This window comes from Wolbachia endosymbiont of Drosophila pseudotakahashii (assembly GCF_026015925.1).
GTDB lineage: Bacteria > Pseudomonadota > Alphaproteobacteria > Rickettsiales > Anaplasmataceae > Wolbachia > Wolbachia pipientis.
In genome coordinates this window covers 120,570-136,865 of the sequence record NZ_CP110359.1, presented here as the reverse complement: position 1 = coordinate 136,865, position 16,296 = coordinate 120,570, and the positions used below count along the sequence as shown (strand labels likewise).

Sequence of the window (16,296 nt, the reverse complement as noted above, 5' to 3'; positions counted from 1 at the left end):
TTAACACTAACTATTAGCCTTTTTTATTATTAATGTACTCAACTATTTGCTCCATAGTTTCCATTTTTTGTGCGTCTTCATCTGGAATTTCTATTCCAAACTCTTCTTCTGCTGCCATGATGATTTCAACTGCATCTAAGCTGTCTGTACCATGATCCGAAAGCTTTGAAGAGCTGTTGAATTTCTCTACATCCTTACTAATATGCTCTAGTATAATCTTTTTCACTTTTTCTTCTATGTCTTCTCTAGTGCTCTTTGCTAGTTCGCTATTCACATTTCTTACCAAAAAAATAACCTATTATTTGATGTTATAAAAAATTTTTATGTTTGCAATATCTTTTATAACTGGTAAACTACAGTAAAGTTTTCTACTGCCCTAGCTGGCTAGCGTTACGTGCTAAACAATTAACAATTCAAAAATGCTAGACGAAACAACAAAAAATTTGCTTATTGTAGAAGTAAATAAACTCTTACCCGAAAATAGCGAGAATAATCTTATATCAGCTATGCGTTATATACTCCTTGCTCCTGCAAAACATATACGCTCCTTTTTAGTCGTAGCTTCATCGCGAGTGTTTAACGCGGAAGCTAAAAAAGTAATATCAGTTGCTGCAGCAATTGAATTTGTTCATGCTTACTCTCTAATTCACGATGATTTACCGTGCATGGACAACAGTGATACTCGCAGAAGCCAGCTAAGCTGCCATAAAAAATTTGATGAAGCAACAGCAGTGCTTGCCGGAGATGCACTACTTACTCTGGCTTTTGAGGTATTATCTTCGTTAAATGAGAAACGCTGTGAGATCATAAAAGTTCTTTCTCAGGCAATAGGAATTAGGGGAATGGTGGGAGGACAGGCTTTAGATATTAACAGTGAGCATATAGATTTTAGCCCCCAACCCTCTGTCATGCAAGTAGCGGACACTGGGATCCAGAAGGCTTTGCCTACAAGCATTTCGTGCAAAAAGCCATGCGATAGTGGAGCTGAACATGAAATGGATTCCAGTGTCAGCTACTTGCATGACACCCTTTCTACCTTAAAACTACAACATTCGTACGGCTGTATGTATGACGCTGGAATGACGTCGGGCCAGGCTGATAAAATAAAAGAAATTCATTTGATGAAAACCGCAAAACTATTTGCAGCTTCATGTGAAATAGGTGCTATAATAGGGGATGCTACAGACAAGCAACGTAAAGCGTTATATAACTATGGAATAAATCTAGGGCTTATCTTTCAAGCTAAGGATGATATTGAAGACTACAAACAAGATAAAACAAATAACCTAATGTCTGTGCTTGGTAAAAGTGAAGTAGAGGACTATATAGACGGCCTCTTTAAACAAGGCTTGGATAATTTGAGTGCGCTTTCAGGGGATACTAATTATTTATATGATTTATTGAATCAAGTAAAGAAAGATGGTTAGAAAAATTATATTACAAATGCTTATTTCCGTAGTAACGATTCTCACTTTAACTTCTACTTTTGTGTTTACTATTGTCTATATAAACAAAGGTAAACCGGAAAAAAAGGACAAGCTTTATGAGATAAATGCCACGCATGGTGGTTTGATACAGACGATAGCATATTACCTAGTGAAGCCAATACTTGAATCAGCACTTGACCGCTATATTGAAAAGCATGGGCTGACAGAATATTTAGAAGAAATGACGCAGCAAAAAGAAGAAGATTCAATAAATTTTTATGAAATTACTGAAGGCAGTGGCAGCAAGGCTTTTTGTGGCCTGGAAGTCCTATTGCAAATATATAAAATTTCTAATAATAACTTAGCAACACTCCCTAGCAAAGTTTCTGATGTTACTTTGAAAATAGGTCAAGATAACCTAAAAGAAGTGAGTTTAGGGGTAATAGGTATGAAAGAAGGCGGAGAGCGTGTAGTTACTATTGCCAATGATAACAAAATGAATTTTAATTCTTATTACGTCAAACTGATCGAAATAAAGGATAAATATCCCGACTCAGTAAATAATCTGATGGTTTTTAATGACTTAATTAACAAGACTGGAAAACAAGTAAGGTGCGGTGATGAGATATCGGTTAAATATAGCGTAAAGGAGCATAATGGAGAATATATAGCCAAAGATCAAACAGTGCAATTTAGGGTTGGCGATAAAAAAATACCACTTGCTATAGAGCTTGGAGTTGTGGGAATGAGAGCTGGTAATAAAAGAACTATTCTTTCTCCGCCTGACCTTTTGACTATTACTGACGATATGTTAATACAAGACATAGATTATGATGAAGAAAATATCTCAATAATTGACTTAAGCTTAGATGTTAAGCAAGAGGTCGCAGCACACCATTCTACTGTTGAAAAACAGCCTAAAGAATATAGCTGAAATTTTAGGTCTACTGGCTGACCTTCTGAACACTTTCTATACTACTTAAAGTAGGCTTTTCGTTTTTCCTAAAGTATAAACTTAGATAAATCAAGCTGCTTCGAAATTGACTCAAGTTTATCTTTTACATACTTGCTGTCTATAATGAGTTTTTCGCTATTTTTCTCAAAAGCAATGAAACTTATCTCATCTAAAAGCTTCTCCATAACAGTGTGAAGCCTTCTTGCGCCTATATTTTCCACTTGCCTATTAACTGTAAACGCTATTTCAGCTATGGTTTTTATACCATCATCAGTGAACTCAAGTGTCACATTTTCTGTTTTCATTAAAGCTATGTACTGCTTTAACAAACTAGATTCTGGTTCCTTTAATATTCTTATTAAATCTTCTTGAGTAAGTGCCTTAAGTTCTACCCTGATCGGTAATCTACCCTGCAATTCCGGTAAGAGGTCAGATGGTTTAGACTGATGAAAAGCACCAGATGCAATAAATAATATATAGTCTGTTTTTACATGGCCATACTTAGTTGTAACAGTTGTTCCTTCAAGTAATGGTAACAGATCGCGTTGCACTCCTTCTCTGTTTACTTCACCTTTTACTTCTGTACGCGCTGCAATTTTGTCTATTTCATCCAAAAATACTATACCGTCATTACTAACAAGATCAATGGCTTCTTTGATTATCTTATCTTCATCCATTAGCCCTTCACTTTCTTCATTAATTAATATTTCACGCGCTTCTTTTACCTTCACCGTAATAGTTTTTGTTTTTTTGCTCCCGTTAAACATCTTGCCCATTATTTCTGTTACATTCATCACACCAACTTGCCCACCTGGCATACCTGGTATATCGAAAGTAGGTAACATACTCTTGCTCTCTCTGACGTTAATAGAAACTTCTCCGTCCTCAAACTCTTTATTCCTCAACCTTTCTCTAAAAATTTTTTTACTCTCTTCGGTTGCATTTTCGCCTACCATAGAGTTTACTATTGTTTTCTCAGCTAAAATTAAAGCCTTTTTAGCTAAGGCTTTACGGGCTTTCTCTTTAACTAAAACTATTGCTGCATCAACTAAATCGCGTATTATCGAATCAACGTCACGTCCAACGTACCCTATTTCAGTAAACTTCGTTGTCTCAATTTTTATGAACGGTGCACCGGCAAGTTTTGCTAAGCGACGAGCTATTTCAGTTTTACCAACCCCTGTATGACCGATCATCAATATATTCTTAGGTATGATTTCATCACGCAATGGAAATGGAACCTGATTGCGACGCCAACGATTTCTGAGCGCAATAGCAACAGCACGCTTTGCATCATCCTGTCCGATTATGAATCTGTCCAATTCTTTAACTATCTTCTGTGGTGGCAGGTCATCTAACAAAACTTGAGTGCTGTCATTAACTTGAACATCGCTGTCATTTGAATCAAAACCACTCTTAGCATCTTTATAGAGGTTATCTTTTTCATCGTAGGTGTCACTACTACAAGACCGCCCTTCTGAAAGGGTTATGGGCTGATTGGAAAAATTGGTGCATAAAGTTTTTTGCTTGGAAGACATATCACTCCTCTATCTTTTCAATAACTACATTATGATTTGTATAAACACATATATCGGCAGCTACCTTCATAGCCTTTTTCGCAATTTCCTCTATTGATATTCCTTTAATATCAATTAAAGCTCTTGCTGCAGATAGAGCAAAATTTCCCCCAGAGCCAATAGCGGCGATTCCATCTTCAGGTTCAAGAACATCACCTGTTCCCGTAATTACTAATGAAATAGATTTATCTGCAACGATCATCATAGCCTCTAATTTCCTCAGATATTTATCCATTCTCCAGTCTTTTGCAAGTTCAACACATGCTCTCATTAATTGCCCTGGGTGCTTATCAAGTTTAGATTCTAGTCTTTCAAAGAGAGTAAATGCATCAGCTGTTGCTCCAGCAAACCCAGCAATTACAGAATCACCAGAAAGACGCCTAACTTTTTTTGCTCCGGATTTTATAACAGTGTGGCCCAGTGAAACTTGTCCGTCACCTATTACTACTACACTTTTATCTTTTCTAATTGACAGTATAGTAGTGCCATACATTTTACTGTTGTTGTGTTGAATCATTTTTCTATCACTTTAAATAAGAATCCCATTATACTTTAATCTTTAGTCAAATTTGCTAAATATGTTTAATTATAGCTTATAATATAATACCTTCCTTATAACATTTAAAGTGTAGATGCAAAACATAATTCACCCAGATTTGGAAAAAAGTATAAATAATTGGTTTGAGGCAAAATTTAACGGCCTTACATTGCCATTTTATAGCTCTATAGATCTTAGAAACTCCAGCTACAAAATTGCCCCAGTGGACGCTAATTTATTTCCTGCGGGGTTCAATAACTTAAGTGAAGAATCAAGAACGATGGCAGCAAGATTGATAGAAAGCTACTTTAAAAGACATCAATACAAAAAGGTTCTTATAATACCGGAAAATTATACACGAAATAAAATGTATATAGAAAACGTATTTGCTATAGAGAAAATACTGCAACTGGCTGGTTTTGAAACTAAGATTGGCCTCTTTCATAATGAAACGTACAATTTAATAGAACCGTATGAAGCTATTGTGAAGGAAACCTCTCTATTAAAGACAACTTCAGGATTTGTGCCTGATGTTATTATACTGAACCGTGATATGACGAGCCACATTCCAGACACGCTAAAAGACGTAAAGCAAGATATAGTACCAAGCCCACTATACGGTTGGCATAGCAGGCAGAAATTTAAGTATTTTGAAATCTATCAAGAATTAGCGTCCGAGTTTTGTAGCGAATTTAAAATGGACCCATGGCTAATTTCTGTGCTTACAGAGAGCTGTGATGGAGTTGATTTTGATGATGATTCATCACTAGGAGCAGTAGCAACTAAAGTTGACCAAATATTATCTCTAGTGCAAAAAAAATATGAGGAATATGAAATAAAAACACAACCTTACGTTTTTATCAAAGCAAGCAATGGCACATATGGGATGGGCATTATAACAGCAACAAGTGGAGAGGAAATATTAAACCTCAATAAAAAAAAGCGTCATAAAATGAAAAAGATAAAAGAAGGAATAGCAATCAATAGTGTTATTATACAAGAAGGTGTACCAACCATTGACGTATTTAAAAGCAGTTCTGCAGAACCGCTAATATACTATATAGGAGATACTCCAACATGTTACTTATACCGATGTAATAGCAGGAAAGATGTATATTCCAGCTTAAACTCCATTGACTGCGAATTTTATGACGTTAGCAAAATAGTGGAAGAGAAACCTCTAGCACTTTGGAATATAGTTAGTAAATTAGCAGTGTTAGCATTAGCGGTAGAAATAAGGTCTTTTCACCTCTAACCCTTACATTCCCACAACGTCGCCATTGGGGAGACCATTACCATCATAATCGTGCCTAATATGATTAGCGCCATCAAGTTCAGTGGAAGGATCATCATTGATAGGTTGATTAAACAATTTATCAAACTGAACTACCAAGAATACTGCACTATATATTATGCTGACTGTTACGCTTAAGTTGAAATTATAGATTATACCATTACCTAAGTTTATTGGTATAGTTGGAGTCTCTATCCTTCTTAATATGAAGTTTAATAAACCTAACGACAAAGTTAATGTGCTGATAATGAGGTCCTTCTTACACTCAGCAGACTTTTCAGGATCCTTATTATCTAGGTATTTTCTCCATGAATAATAGTAACTTATAGGTTCCGAAATAAACAGAAATAGGATCGTTGATGTTAAGCTAACATAACTTATTACATCTGCATTACCTCTAGCCAAAAAATGTATGACTTTCAGAATCATCAACGCTTCTATGGTGCTATTTGTAAGACTAGCCGATTTACCCAAAATTTTTGCTAATTCTTTTTTACCTTTAGGGTCTTTATAATCTTTTACCAAATCCCGTAAGATAAATGCAGAATGGATAATGTATAGGGTAGATGTCGGAAATTTCACCCATCGGGCAACATTCTTTATAAAGGAGATATTGGATCTGTTATTGTCAATAAACTCACAGCAAAATTGCAGTGAAATCTTACACAATAGGGCTGTTAAACCTGTTGTGATGCAGATTACCTTCCTGAAATCATGATCATAAATATCATGCACCTTTTGTGCGAGTATGTTAGATTTCTTTTTTAGCTTGTTTGGCATGAAATAGTTAATAACTTCCTGTTACTCTATCACATAAAATCCTAAAAGAAAAGCCCTATGAATCAGGACTTTAAGGGAGATTTATGCACAAATCGGCTAAGCATTTTATAAACAAGGGATCGGTACTGAGAGTTGGCACGCGAAAGTAATATCCATCCTTGATAATTGTTTTATATTCTATATCAAGTTCAACTAGAGTTTCTGAATGCTCAGAAACAAAAGACATAGGTGATAGAACTACAGGTACACCATCAGCTTTTGCGCGTAATAGCTCACTTTCAGTGCTTGGCTCTAGCCATTTTACAGGACCTATCTTACTCTGATAACATATTGACCAATCAAGATCTTTAATATTCAAATTTTTTACTATTAATTTTACTGTTTCTTCTATCTGTGAAGCATAAGGGTCGCCCTTTTTAATGATACTAAGAGGTAAGCTATGGGCTGAAAATAGGACTCTTGGTTTACCGATTTTGCTAGCCAATTTATAGTACTTAGCTATCAGATTAGCGTGAGCTTCAATAAAATCTTGGTTATCATAATAACGGTGAATCATTTTTGTATTGCATTTTAGGCCATACCGTTTAGCATTTTTTTGCCAATTCTCGATGGATGACAGAGTTGTGGTAGTTGAATATTGAGGGTATAGTGGCAGCAGAATCACTTCATCAGGATCAAACTGTTTTACACTTTCAATAACTTCGTCAGCAAATGGACGCCAATAGCGCATGCAGATGAATACCTTGTATACATGGTTTCTATTTTCGTTTAATTTTAGTTCTAAAGCATTAGCTTGCATTTTTGTATTCTCTAGAATTGGCGATTTACCTCCAATTTCCTCGTATATTTTTCGTGCAGTATTTTCTCGTTTTGCAGATATAAACTTTGCTAAAAGAAACCGAAAGGGATTCGGTAGATTGATTATTCTCCTGTCATAAAAAAGGTTGAATAAAAAAGGACGGACCGCATTTAGTGAATCAGGCCCGCCAAGATTAAATAAGATAACTGCCTTTTTCACCTACGCACTACTACAACAAGTTACTTTCGGGGTACCTATAAAATTAGCTACACACTCATCAAATTTAGTTATAGGCACTAAATTTCTCACATTTGCATACAATAAGTGGCCAAATCTCTGCATGTTACTCTGTGTGGATTCAAAACTTCTATCAAAAAACAGATCAACACAAAAACTTGGCACGGTTTCAAGAAGTTCAACAGCAGCTAAAGATAGCATTATACAACTTTGCAGGACCTTCAAAAGAACCTTTAGAGGGAAAAGTAAAACTTTAACGAAAAGAGAGGTGCTACTCGTTTCATTCAGTGGTTGCCCTGAATTGGGCGAATTATACTCGATGTGTTTTCTATTTTGATCAAAAATAGGAAATTTTATAGTATCTTTCTTAAATTCCGCGTCTATTTCTTTTCTACTATGGTTAGTGATTTTTTCCATTAACTTCTCACGCAGATGAAAAGTTCTGACAATAAAACATGTGGCAATCATTAAGGCAGCACATAAAAGTGCGCATTGCATGAGGCTCATACTGCCTAGCATAGCTGGCAGTGCAAAACAAACAAGCGGTGCTATGATTGTCATTTCAAGAAATGGAATAGTGTTTCTTTTCATTGCAAAGGCAGCACCTTCTTTTAATTTTGTATTATGATGTGAACTATATTCCAAATAACTTAAAAATGCCAGACTAAAAGTCAAAAACCCTTTTGTTCCACACAAAAGCGATGACTTAAAGTTACTTACTAATTTTTTAGTAGTAGATTCAGCTTGTTTAGTAGTGTTATTTTTACAACATTTACCCATACAATACCTCCTTGATGATTTGTCCTTAATTATAGATAAAAAATCACTTCTATGAAATTAAAATTTGTAATAAAATAAATCTATAAATGTACTATTCTATATAAGGAAATAATATGGCAATTGAGAAGACACTTTCAATCTTAAAACCTGATGCAGTAAAAAATAATATTACAGGCAATATAAATTCCTACATCGAACAATCTGGGCTGAAAATCACAGCACAAAAAATGATGTTACTAACAAAAAAACAAGCAGAGCTGTTTTATGAAATTCATAAAGATAGGCCTTTTTTTGGGGAATTAGTAGAGTTTATGACCTCTGGTTCTGTGGTAGTTCAAGTTTTAGTTGGTGAAAATGCAGTAAGTAAATACAGACAAATCATGGGAGCTACCGATCCAAAGCAGGCAGATAAAGGCACAATCAGGGGTGATTTTGCTGATGATATTAGTGAAAATAGAGTTCACGGCTCAGATAGTCTAGAAAATGCTCGTAAGGAGATAGCTTTCTTTTTTGCTGAATGTGAGTTGGTGTAGTCAACTCAGATTGGCGTCATCCAAGTAGCTGACAACATAGAAACGAAAAAACTTCCTTGACAAACCTCACCAGCCCCCTTATCATGAAACTGAAGCTATTGTATTTGCTTTCGCCAATCTGCAGATTAAAAGGTAAGGATTACTTAATGTATCGGCGTCTTATGTTCAATTTTTTGCAGTATATAGATACTGTATGTCTTTACAAAACTTCATCTACATCTAGGTTTTTATCTAAATAAGCTGAACGCGCTTATAAAGCGTTACAAGACATCAAAAAATGCCAATACTCGACAGAGATAGTAAAAGACTAGCTAACTCGGGGATTCTTTGTCTTTTTTTCTGCTTAGTAAATTTCTTAAACATTTGCAGCGTAAGTTAGTTGCAATTAAAAGCGGCTGAATCTCGCTTGTCAAGCGTTTAAAACATAAAAAACGCCAATATTTTAAAGCGGATAATAACCCCAGGGCTTCTTTTGCCTTTTTTTTCATTTGGTAAATTTCTTAGTATTTATAGCTAAAGTAATTTAAAAGTCCGTGAAGGGTGTCATGCCAGTGCTTGACACTGGCATCCAGTTTTCCATATAATCTCATCAAAAATGTTTATTTTCTAGCTACTTTTATACTTATCAACCCAGTATGCTTACTTACAATTAAAATTTCTGGATCCCAGTGTCTGGGCACTGGGATGACAGCTAGCCTGACAACCGTCATCCCGCTACTTGTTAGCGGGATCTAGAGATACCGAGAATGAATCGCGGTATGACGTAGGACTGCTGTCATTCCAGTCTGGAATCTAGTTCTTATTGTACATTTACTTGGTAGAGTTAAATTTCCTGGATCCAAGTAGTCGGCTACTCGGATGACAGGAGAAGGTACTGCCGTCATAAAGGAACCAGCGTCAGCTACTTGGATGATACCTTTTTTCTACTTAGTTTGGGTTATGCAAGAAGTCTATTATAATCAGGCTTTAAGTGTGCGGAAGTAATTTTTTTCGTTAAAGTAAAAAATTTTTTCTATAGCTGATCAAAGTGGGATCAAGAGAAACTTACCACTTTCTTTACAAAGGGTTTGATGTTACCATTTGACTGCCTATTCTGAGTTTATTGAATGAACGTTAACATAAAGAATCTAGTTCATGCTTTCTCTAAATTGCCAAGTTTAGGGCCATCATCATCACGCAGGTTAGTTATACATTTACTCCAAAACAAAGAAAAAGTTATGCTACCACTTGCATCTTTGATTAAAGAGCTAGCAGATCTTATAATAGAGTGTGAAGTTTGCGGAAATCTAGATACTAAGTCACCTTGTTCTATTTGTACTAACCCAAAACGTGACACTAAGTTACTGTGTGTAGTAGAAGAATTAGGTGATCTATGGGCGTTTGAAAAAGGAAATATATATTCAGGTTTATACCATGTTTTGGGTGGCAGATTGTCTGCAATAAATGGCATAGGTCCAAAAGAACTCAACCTTGACACTATTCTGAAAAGAGTGACAGAGTCTAAAATTGAAGAGATAATTATCGCAATTAATCCGACATTAGGGGGCCAAGTTACTGCACAATATATAATTGAATTGCTAAAAAATTTGGATGTGAAAATATCACGCCTTGCTTGCGGCATACCAATGGGCGGAGAAATTGACTATCTTGATGAAGGAACGCTGAGGATAGCACTTACTTCAAGACAAGAATATGAGTTAAATATAAAATAAGACATGTGCTTAAAAAAACTTATATCGCTAATAAAATTCAAAAAGAAAAAAATAGTGCCACCACTTAAAGTGGTGGCTTGGGAAAATGACCGCCTAAACTATAAGCAATTTTCAGGTAAATTCAACACTATAATTAAAACAATTGATCAGTCTTTTACAATAATATCTTTGGAAGGATATGATGGATGGGGCAAGACGTTTTTTTTGAAAGAATGGGTAAAAGAGTTAAAACAGCAAAATGAAATTGCAGCTTATTATAGTGCATGGGATATCAATGCATTGGACCAACCACTGCCTTCTTTTTTAAATTTCCTATTTGAAGATTTATTTGTATCGTATAAAGTAAAAAGAAGTGTTATACAACAGTTCAAGAACATAAACCAAGAGCTATTTTCTCTAAACACACTAGGAAAGCTGATCAGTAAATCTCCACTTGCTATGCTTTCAGTATTTCTTGATGCTGCAAAAGAGGCTGATAAAAAAGACATAGGTTTTGTCTTGAGTGAATTAAGTCTTCTCCAAAGAAGAAAAGAGAGTACTAGAGATTTTAAAACACAGTTAGCGGATGTGGTTAATAAAATCAGAAAAGACAAAAACATTTATATAATGGTGGATAATCTTGATGTGTGCCGTCCTAAATTCGTTGTCGATTTTTTGGAATCTATAAAGTATATGCTTGATGTGGAGGGGCTGGTTTTCATTATTTCTGTAAGTAAAGATAAGAGTAATGTACAAAGAGCAATCAGCACAATACTTGGACCAAATTTTGACCTAAAATCTTTTACTGATCTCTCTTTACATTTGCCAAAACAACCGATAGTAAAATTTACAAAAGAACTATTTGAAAATATTAAATTACCGAAAAAGTCAAAAAATTTGATTGTAGATAGTTTTATATTTTATGCAGAAAGCCTGTCACTATCGTTAAAAACAATAGAATACTGCGTAAAAAAAATAAAGCTGTGTCTTCTGAATCACACAAGAGAAGAATTACCTGATCCGAATTTGTTTTCATTTTTGGTAATACTGCAATCGATAAATATTGATATATATGAGGAATTAGGTTTTTCATATCAAAGAGCATTGGAAAAAATTGAAAATGAATATAAATCTTTAGTTCTAAATGGTCAAGAAGAATGGGAAAAACTTAAAACCTCTCTAGAAACTGCTTTTGCAGAGAGGGAGTCAAAAATTAACAAAGCTATAAAGGATATACTATTTTGAAAAGATACCCTACCTTTACATATACAAAGATAGGGTAACATTTGATTAACGCCCTTTTACTATGTCATTACCTTGTTCAAACTTTCTGATTAATTCGCTTACATTGACATTAGATAATTTTTTACCTGCAGATTTGTCATTATGTGAAGCATCAGGTTTACGAAGGTCTTCCTTACTGTTACTCCTAGTAATATTACATCTAACAATGTTTGAATTATTAGACTTATCGCTTACATCTGAAATATTGCTTTTTTCACTACATGAAGACGAATTACTCGACATATTGCCTAAGCTAAAGAGCTTTTTACCTTGATAGATTGGATTCCAATCAAGTGGATTATAAGTTTTTTTGCTAGTCTCAACCTTTTGGTTATTTTGCTGTTTAGGAGAAAAACCAAGTTTTTCTCTTTCTTTCTTGCTTAGCGTTTTGAGAAATTTTACGGTTTCTAATTCATCAGTTGCTTGTACTTTATGTAAATCAAAGCTTTTTTGATGGTTATCCTGCTTAACATTTTCCATCATTTTATCTTTTATTGTTCTATCCTCATCATCAGAAGTGCTGCTACTAATATCACTGATACCACTATCCCCTGAATTGCGGCGTTGTTTGTTAGGAGTGCTATGAATGTTGTCTTCCATGAGTTTTTGCATTGTTGGGCCAAATGTTCTTCCAAGATTGCTACTCACTGTTTTATTACTATCATTTGCTTGAGAATGAGGTACATTTTGCTCAAAAATTGCTTTTATTCCAGCAAATTTAGCTTGGGAAGATTTCGGAGGAACAGGTGGGGCAACCATGCCTTTTGAGTTAATCTTTCCTTCATTTTGAGGAAAAATTTTTGGATTATTTTTTTCTACTGTAGTATTCATTTTTTTACCTCTAAACCTATTAACTAATAAAAGTATAAACTTAGAGGTATTAATTTTGTAATAACAATGCTAATAGATTACCGCAGTTTCAATAAGCATCACCAGAGGATTCTCTATATAATGCTTAAAGGCATTTAAAAACTTTGCTCCGAGTGCCCCATCAACTGCTCTATGGTCAACAGAGAGCGTTACTGTCATTATTTCTGCTATTTCTATTTTCTCATTCATAACAATTGGTTGTTTTTTAGATGCACCAACTGCCATAATGCAAGATTGCGGCGGATTGATTATAGCACTGAAGGCTTTTATACCAAACATCCCTAAGTTGGAGATAGTAAACCCTCCTCCTTGAAACTCTTCAGGTTTCAATTTTCCAGATCTTGCTCTGCTTACTAAATCTTTCACTTCTTTTGATATAGATAAAATACCCTTTTTATCAGCATTTTTTACTATAGGAGTAATTAGCCCATCTTCAAGTGCCACAGCGATTGAAATATCTATATTTGAATATCTCAGTATTTTATTATCTATCCACGAAGAATTTATATCAGGAAATTTTTTCATGCTGAAAGCTGCAGCTTTTATGATTAGATCATTAATTGTTACTTTATTGTTTTCATCTGCTGAGTTAATCTCGTTTTTTAACGATATTAACTTATCAACCTGGCAATCTACAGTTAAATAAAAATGTGGAACATTCTGTTTTGATTCAGTCAGGCGCTGTGCTATCACTTGGCGCATGTTGCTTACTTCAACTATGGTATCTTTCTCAGGACTTTCAGTATGTATACCACTGCCTAAAAACTCCAACACATCAGCCTTAATTATGCGACCATATGGTCCTGTACCTTTTAATTGCTGCACATTAACCCCTTCATTTTGAGCTATTTTCTTAGCTAATGGGCTTATTTTTGTTCTACCTTCTGCATAACCCTCTGTCATCTGAGTAGCTGACACTGGGATCCATTCTTCTTTTCTAGATCCCAGCGTCAAGCACTGGGATGACATTGAGGGGTTGGATTCCAGCGTCACGCGCTGGAATGACACCGAAGAATGACTTATTGGCTTTCCGTTTAAATCTTGGTGTTCTGATTTTTGATTATCAACAGCACTTTCTGTCACTTCCTTTTTAACTGCACTATTGATGGAAGTTGAAGTATAGTTGTTAAGTGCACTTTCATCTTCTCCTTCTTCCAGCATTAAAGCTATTGGTTGATTTACAGACACGCCACTTGTTCCTTCTGTTACTAAAATTTTTGCTATGACTCCTTCATCTATAGATTCAAACTCCATTATGGCTTTATCAGTCTCTATCTCAGCAATTACGTCGCCTACTTCAACTTTGTCTTGTTCTTTTTTATGCCACTTTACAATTTTTCCTCCAGTTTTGCTCATTGTCGGTGAAAGAGCAGGCATTAATATTTCTATAGGCATTGATTTTGCATTTAAAGATCTATTCAATTTTTAATTTACTCTTTATCTTATGTCAACCTAATCGTGAATTATGATGAATAAGTCTGTTACACTATCCCTCACGTTATCCCAGTGCGTGACACTGGGATGGCTTTGTTGCATCACACTTTATGAGATGGTGATTTATGGTAAATTCATGTAACTATCTCAAATTTAGCCATACCAATATCAGTGAATTTATTAAGCAAATAGCATTTGATTAGCAGTTCTTTTTCTCGATTTATCTCAGATTTATTCCTAAAACTAAATCCGAATATTTGCTTTAATCTTGAGAAAAACCCTTCAATATAAGATCTTTTCCCATAATTTACTTCTTTTTTCCATTCTTTCATGCCATCTTCACCGTATAATTTTATTAACCTAATAGCAGCATTCCTGTCAGACATATAATCTATTTCTGGATGTTCTGCCGCATTGTTTATTGGTGGAATTTTTGTCTTTATATCATATTTGTTACACAACTTATAAAACTTGTGCCTATCACATGCTCTATCTGCATATAGTGCTTTTATGGCATGCTGAAAATCAACTTCTTTTAGCAAATCACAAGCTCCATAGTGATCAGAGTAGACACCATTACTGTATTTTACAGCTATGGCTTTTTTGTTGTTTATATTCAACATTACGTGCAATTTTCTCGTTTGCTCATAGCCACGATATTTTCTGTCAGTGCTATTTTCCTTGCTGTGACCAGGAGTGTTGTTGTATATACTAATTCCTGTACTGTCTATAGCAATTTCGATATCTTCCATATTATTTTTATCAATTCTGCAATCATTTATCTTAATATTAAGTTTCTTAAACCTTCTTGATGCTTGTGAATAGCTGATAACTGCCAAATCTCTTCCTATTTGTTGCAAGTACCCTTTTATAAACCCGACTGTTTGTCTTAAACCAATTCTAAAGAAACTGACGATTATATGCACCAAAATCACAACTTTATCACTATAAATATAGTTGCCGCCCTGCATTTTTGGACAATTCTCGTACCAATTTTCTACGGCGTCATTGATATAACAAAAAATGCTTCCTCTTTCTTGGAGAAATTTGTTATATTCATGGCAGTTACTGACTCTCATTTTTTGTGGCATATTTTTTCTTCAACAGTTAAATGGCTATTTATAATGAATTTTGTCAGTAACTGCCAGTTCTTTTCACTTGAGCGATGCAACAAAGCCCACTGGGATCTTGGTTCAGTACTATTATCCTATTGTTTTTATTATTTAGCCATAGCTTGTTTGCTAACAACTTTGTTTCAACCAAATCAAATAAGATCAACATAAGAACGGGGCCAGGGTTTCACTATCCTGTAAAATGGATATACACTTGCAAAAATCTGCCCCTGAAAGTGATAGAAGAGTTTGAGAGTTGGAAAAAGGTCTGCGATATAGATGAAGACTGCGGATGGATAAAAGGCAATCTTCTTAGTGATAAGCGCTACGTGATTGTAAAAGAAGATACTTATGGATATCAAAAACAGAGTGTAGACAGCAAGATTACTATGAAAATAGACAAGTTTGTTGTGATGAAGATAGAAAAATGCAACGAAGAATGGTGCTTTCTTTCCACCCCAAAACGCAAAGCATGGGTACAAAAAAAACATATATATGGGGTTGATTAGGTTGACAAAAGATCTGAATTAACACTAGTTTCTGGGCCTTCTGTAGCATGCTCTTCAGATGAAGCAGAGGGTTCTTGAGGCTCTGGAGACTGTACAGGGCTATCACAGAAACTCCTTAACATCTCCTCAGCGGATGAATCTAAAATTTGTACAATAGACTTTTCACTCTGCTCTTTTAGCGATTGATCCATTCTAGAAATCAACTCAGAAAACTCGCTACCTGATTTTTCAGCTTCATTTTTTATTTTACTTTCTATGCTTGCAATATTGCCTTGTTCAATTTCTTCTTTTGTTATGTTGAACGAATTTGCAGCATCTTGATATCCAATCTTGCAATTTCCACAACCAATTATGCAAAAAGCAATAGAATTAGATATTTCGCTTGCAGCTCACTTATGTATAGCGTAAGCCAAATAATTGTCATGGTATTTAATGCTAAATTGTTGTTCTATTAGCTCAGAAATTTTATTCTTTAG

19 protein-coding genes are annotated in these 16,296 nt (G+C 34.8%); 7 read left to right on the top strand and 12 right to left on the bottom strand.

The window, feature by feature from the left end:
- Positions 1-13: 13 nt before the first annotated feature.
- A complete protein-coding gene (gene acpP, locus ONI09_RS00695; protein ID WP_323132832.1) occupies positions 14-274 on the bottom strand; it encodes an acyl carrier protein in 261 nt (86 codons plus the stop codon).
- A gap of 145 nt (positions 275-419) precedes the next feature.
- On the opposite strand from acpP, the gene ONI09_RS06995 reads away from it, so the two are divergent.
- Complete coding sequence (locus ONI09_RS06995; protein WP_265014110.1) at positions 420-1,427, top strand: polyprenyl synthetase family protein; 1,008 nt, start codon at positions 420-422, stop codon at positions 1,425-1,427.
- The gene (locus ONI09_RS00685) at positions 1,420-2,361 is read left to right on the top strand and encodes an FKBP-type peptidyl-prolyl cis-trans isomerase (protein WP_265014109.1); all 942 of its coding nucleotides are present in this window, start codon (positions 1,420-1,422) and stop codon (positions 2,359-2,361) included. The genes ONI09_RS06995 and ONI09_RS00685 overlap by 8 nt, the downstream gene beginning before the upstream one ends.
- Positions 2,362-2,429: 68 nt before the next feature.
- Here ONI09_RS00685 and hslU read toward each other — a convergent pair whose 3' ends face one another.
- Together hslU and hslV are read right to left on the bottom strand one after the other, a co-directional pair.
- Positions 2,430-3,920 carry an ATP-dependent protease ATPase subunit HslU gene (gene hslU / locus ONI09_RS00680; RefSeq protein ID WP_265014108.1) on the bottom strand — a complete coding sequence of 497 codons (1,491 nt, stop codon included), beginning with the start codon at positions 3,918-3,920 and terminating at the stop codon, positions 2,430-2,432.
- 1 nt (position 3,921) lies between these two features.
- The gene (gene hslV / locus ONI09_RS00675; RefSeq protein ID WP_264707401.1) at positions 3,922-4,476 is read right to left on the bottom strand and encodes an ATP-dependent protease subunit HslV; all 555 of its coding nucleotides are present in this window, start codon (positions 4,474-4,476) and stop codon (positions 3,922-3,924) included.
- Positions 4,477-4,591: 115 nt separating this feature from the next.
- Between hslV and gshA the strand changes: the two genes are divergently transcribed.
- Positions 4,592-5,752 (top strand): glutamate--cysteine ligase, encoded by a 1,161-nt coding sequence (gshA, locus tag ONI09_RS00670; protein ID WP_182321244.1) that lies wholly within the window; start codon positions 4,592-4,594, stop codon positions 5,750-5,752.
- Between the two features lie 3 nt (positions 5,753-5,755).
- On the opposite strand, the gene ONI09_RS00665 is transcribed toward gshA, so the two are convergent.
- From ONI09_RS00665 to ONI09_RS00655, 3 genes are all read right to left on the bottom strand, one after another.
- Positions 5,756-6,571, bottom strand: a complete 816-nt coding sequence (locus ONI09_RS00665) for a hypothetical protein (protein WP_265014107.1) — start codon at positions 6,569-6,571, stop codon at positions 5,756-5,758.
- 70 nt (positions 6,572-6,641) lie between these two features.
- The gene (gene hemH, locus ONI09_RS00660; protein WP_265014106.1) at positions 6,642-7,589 is read right to left on the bottom strand and encodes a ferrochelatase; all 948 of its coding nucleotides are present in this window, start codon (positions 7,587-7,589) and stop codon (positions 6,642-6,644) included.
- Positions 7,590-8,387 (bottom strand): hypothetical protein, encoded by a 798-nt coding sequence (locus ONI09_RS00655; protein ID WP_006279845.1) that lies wholly within the window; start codon positions 8,385-8,387, stop codon positions 7,590-7,592. It abuts the gene before it with no gap.
- A 113-nt stretch (positions 8,388-8,500) separates the two neighbouring features.
- Here ONI09_RS00655 and ndk point away from each other — a divergent pair, with 113 nt between their 5' ends.
- Complete coding sequence (gene ndk / locus ONI09_RS00650) at positions 8,501-8,920, top strand: nucleoside-diphosphate kinase (RefSeq protein ID WP_015589428.1); 420 nt, start codon at positions 8,501-8,503, stop codon at positions 8,918-8,920.
- A gap of 599 nt (positions 8,921-9,519) precedes the next feature.
- Here the strand turns inward: ndk and ONI09_RS00645 are convergent.
- Together ONI09_RS00645 and ONI09_RS00640 are read right to left on the bottom strand one after the other, a co-directional pair.
- Positions 9,520-9,630, bottom strand: coding sequence for a WPE palindromic element domain-containing protein (locus ONI09_RS00645; protein ID WP_080717651.1), 111 nt, complete (start codon positions 9,628-9,630; stop codon positions 9,520-9,522).
- A gap of 21 nt (positions 9,631-9,651) precedes the next feature.
- Positions 9,652-9,804, bottom strand: coding sequence for a hypothetical protein (locus ONI09_RS00640; RefSeq protein WP_156517965.1), 153 nt, complete (start codon positions 9,802-9,804; stop codon positions 9,652-9,654).
- Positions 9,805-10,026: 222 nt separating this feature from the next.
- On the opposite strand from ONI09_RS00640, the gene recR reads away from it, so the two are divergent.
- Both recR and ONI09_RS00630 read left to right on the top strand, forming a co-directional pair.
- Positions 10,027-10,632 (top strand): recombination mediator RecR, encoded by a 606-nt coding sequence (gene recR / locus ONI09_RS00635; protein ID WP_265014105.1) that lies wholly within the window; start codon positions 10,027-10,029, stop codon positions 10,630-10,632.
- Positions 10,633-10,635: 3 nt separating this feature from the next.
- Positions 10,636-11,856 (top strand): KAP family P-loop NTPase fold protein, encoded by a 1,221-nt coding sequence (locus tag ONI09_RS00630; protein WP_265014104.1) that lies wholly within the window; start codon positions 10,636-10,638, stop codon positions 11,854-11,856.
- Positions 11,857-11,901: 45 nt separating this feature from the next.
- On the opposite strand, the gene ONI09_RS00625 is transcribed toward ONI09_RS00630, so the two are convergent.
- The 3 genes from ONI09_RS00625 to ONI09_RS00615 all read right to left on the bottom strand — a co-directional run bounded on the left by ONI09_RS00625 (position 11,902) and on the right by ONI09_RS00615 (position 15,290).
- Complete coding sequence (locus tag ONI09_RS00625; protein ID WP_265014103.1) at positions 11,902-12,726, bottom strand: hypothetical protein; 825 nt, start codon at positions 12,724-12,726, stop codon at positions 11,902-11,904.
- Between the two features lie 69 nt (positions 12,727-12,795).
- On the bottom strand, positions 12,796-14,160 hold the full coding sequence (locus ONI09_RS00620; protein WP_265014453.1) for a pyruvate dehydrogenase complex dihydrolipoamide acetyltransferase: 1,365 nt from the start codon (positions 14,158-14,160) through the stop codon (positions 12,796-12,798).
- A gap of 173 nt (positions 14,161-14,333) precedes the next feature.
- Positions 14,334-15,290 (bottom strand): IS5 family transposase, encoded by a 957-nt coding sequence (locus tag ONI09_RS00615; RefSeq protein ID WP_265013977.1) that lies wholly within the window; start codon positions 15,288-15,290, stop codon positions 14,334-14,336.
- Positions 15,291-15,364: 74 nt separating this feature from the next.
- Between ONI09_RS00615 and ONI09_RS00610 the strand changes: the two genes are divergently transcribed.
- On the top strand, positions 15,365-15,820 hold the full coding sequence (locus tag ONI09_RS00610) for an SH3 domain-containing protein (RefSeq protein WP_265014102.1): 456 nt from the start codon (positions 15,365-15,367) through the stop codon (positions 15,818-15,820).
- On the opposite strand, the gene ONI09_RS07035 is transcribed toward ONI09_RS00610, so the two are convergent.
- Positions 15,817-16,149, bottom strand: coding sequence for a hypothetical protein (locus tag ONI09_RS07035; RefSeq protein ID WP_458695108.1), 333 nt, complete (start codon positions 16,147-16,149; stop codon positions 15,817-15,819). The genes ONI09_RS00610 and ONI09_RS07035 overlap by 4 nt on opposite strands.
- Positions 16,150-16,296 lie beyond the last annotated feature (147 nt).

What these genes read in the sequence shown, in the direction of transcription:
- ONI09_RS06995 (WP_265014110.1), top strand. Translation starts at nt 420, where the DNA reads ATGCTAGACGAAACAACAAAAAATTTGCTTATTGTAGAAGTAAATAAA.
- ONI09_RS00685 (WP_265014109.1), top strand. Translation starts at nt 1,420, where the DNA reads ATGGTTAGAAAAATTATATTACAAATGCTTATTTCCGTAGTAACGATT.
- hslU (WP_265014108.1), bottom strand. Translation starts at nt 3,920, where the DNA reads ATGTCTTCCAAGCAAAAAACTTTATGCACCAATTTTTCCAATCAGCCC.
- hslV (WP_264707401.1), bottom strand. Translation starts at nt 4,476, where the DNA reads ATGATTCAACACAACAACAGTAAAATGTATGGCACTACTATACTGTCA.
- gshA (WP_182321244.1), top strand. Translation starts at nt 4,592, where the DNA reads ATGCAAAACATAATTCACCCAGATTTGGAAAAAAGTATAAATAATTGG.
- ONI09_RS00665 (WP_265014107.1), bottom strand. Translation starts at nt 6,571, where the DNA reads ATGCCAAACAAGCTAAAAAAGAAATCTAACATACTCGCACAAAAGGTG.
- ONI09_RS00655 (WP_006279845.1), bottom strand. Translation starts at nt 8,387, where the DNA reads ATGGGTAAATGTTGTAAAAATAACACTACTAAACAAGCTGAATCTACT.
- ndk (WP_015589428.1), top strand. Translation starts at nt 8,501, where the DNA reads ATGGCAATTGAGAAGACACTTTCAATCTTAAAACCTGATGCAGTAAAA.
- ONI09_RS00645 (WP_080717651.1), bottom strand. Translation starts at nt 9,630, where the DNA reads ATGACGGTTGTCAGGCTAGCTGTCATCCCAGTGCCCAGACACTGGGAT.
- ONI09_RS00640 (WP_156517965.1), bottom strand. Translation starts at nt 9,804, where the DNA reads ATGACGGCAGTACCTTCTCCTGTCATCCGAGTAGCCGACTACTTGGAT.
- recR (WP_265014105.1), top strand. Translation starts at nt 10,027, where the DNA reads ATGAACGTTAACATAAAGAATCTAGTTCATGCTTTCTCTAAATTGCCA.
- ONI09_RS00630 (WP_265014104.1), top strand. Translation starts at nt 10,636, where the DNA reads ATGTGCTTAAAAAAACTTATATCGCTAATAAAATTCAAAAAGAAAAAA.
- ONI09_RS00625 (WP_265014103.1), bottom strand. Translation starts at nt 12,726, where the DNA reads ATGAATACTACAGTAGAAAAAAATAATCCAAAAATTTTTCCTCAAAAT.
- ONI09_RS00620 (WP_265014453.1), bottom strand. Translation starts at nt 14,160, where the DNA reads ATGCCTATAGAAATATTAATGCCTGCTCTTTCACCGACAATGAGCAAA.
- ONI09_RS00615 (WP_265013977.1), bottom strand. Translation starts at nt 15,290, where the DNA reads ATGCCACAAAAAATGAGAGTCAGTAACTGCCATGAATATAACAAATTT.
- ONI09_RS00610 (WP_265014102.1), top strand. Translation starts at nt 15,365, where the DNA reads ATGCAACAAAGCCCACTGGGATCTTGGTTCAGTACTATTATCCTATTG.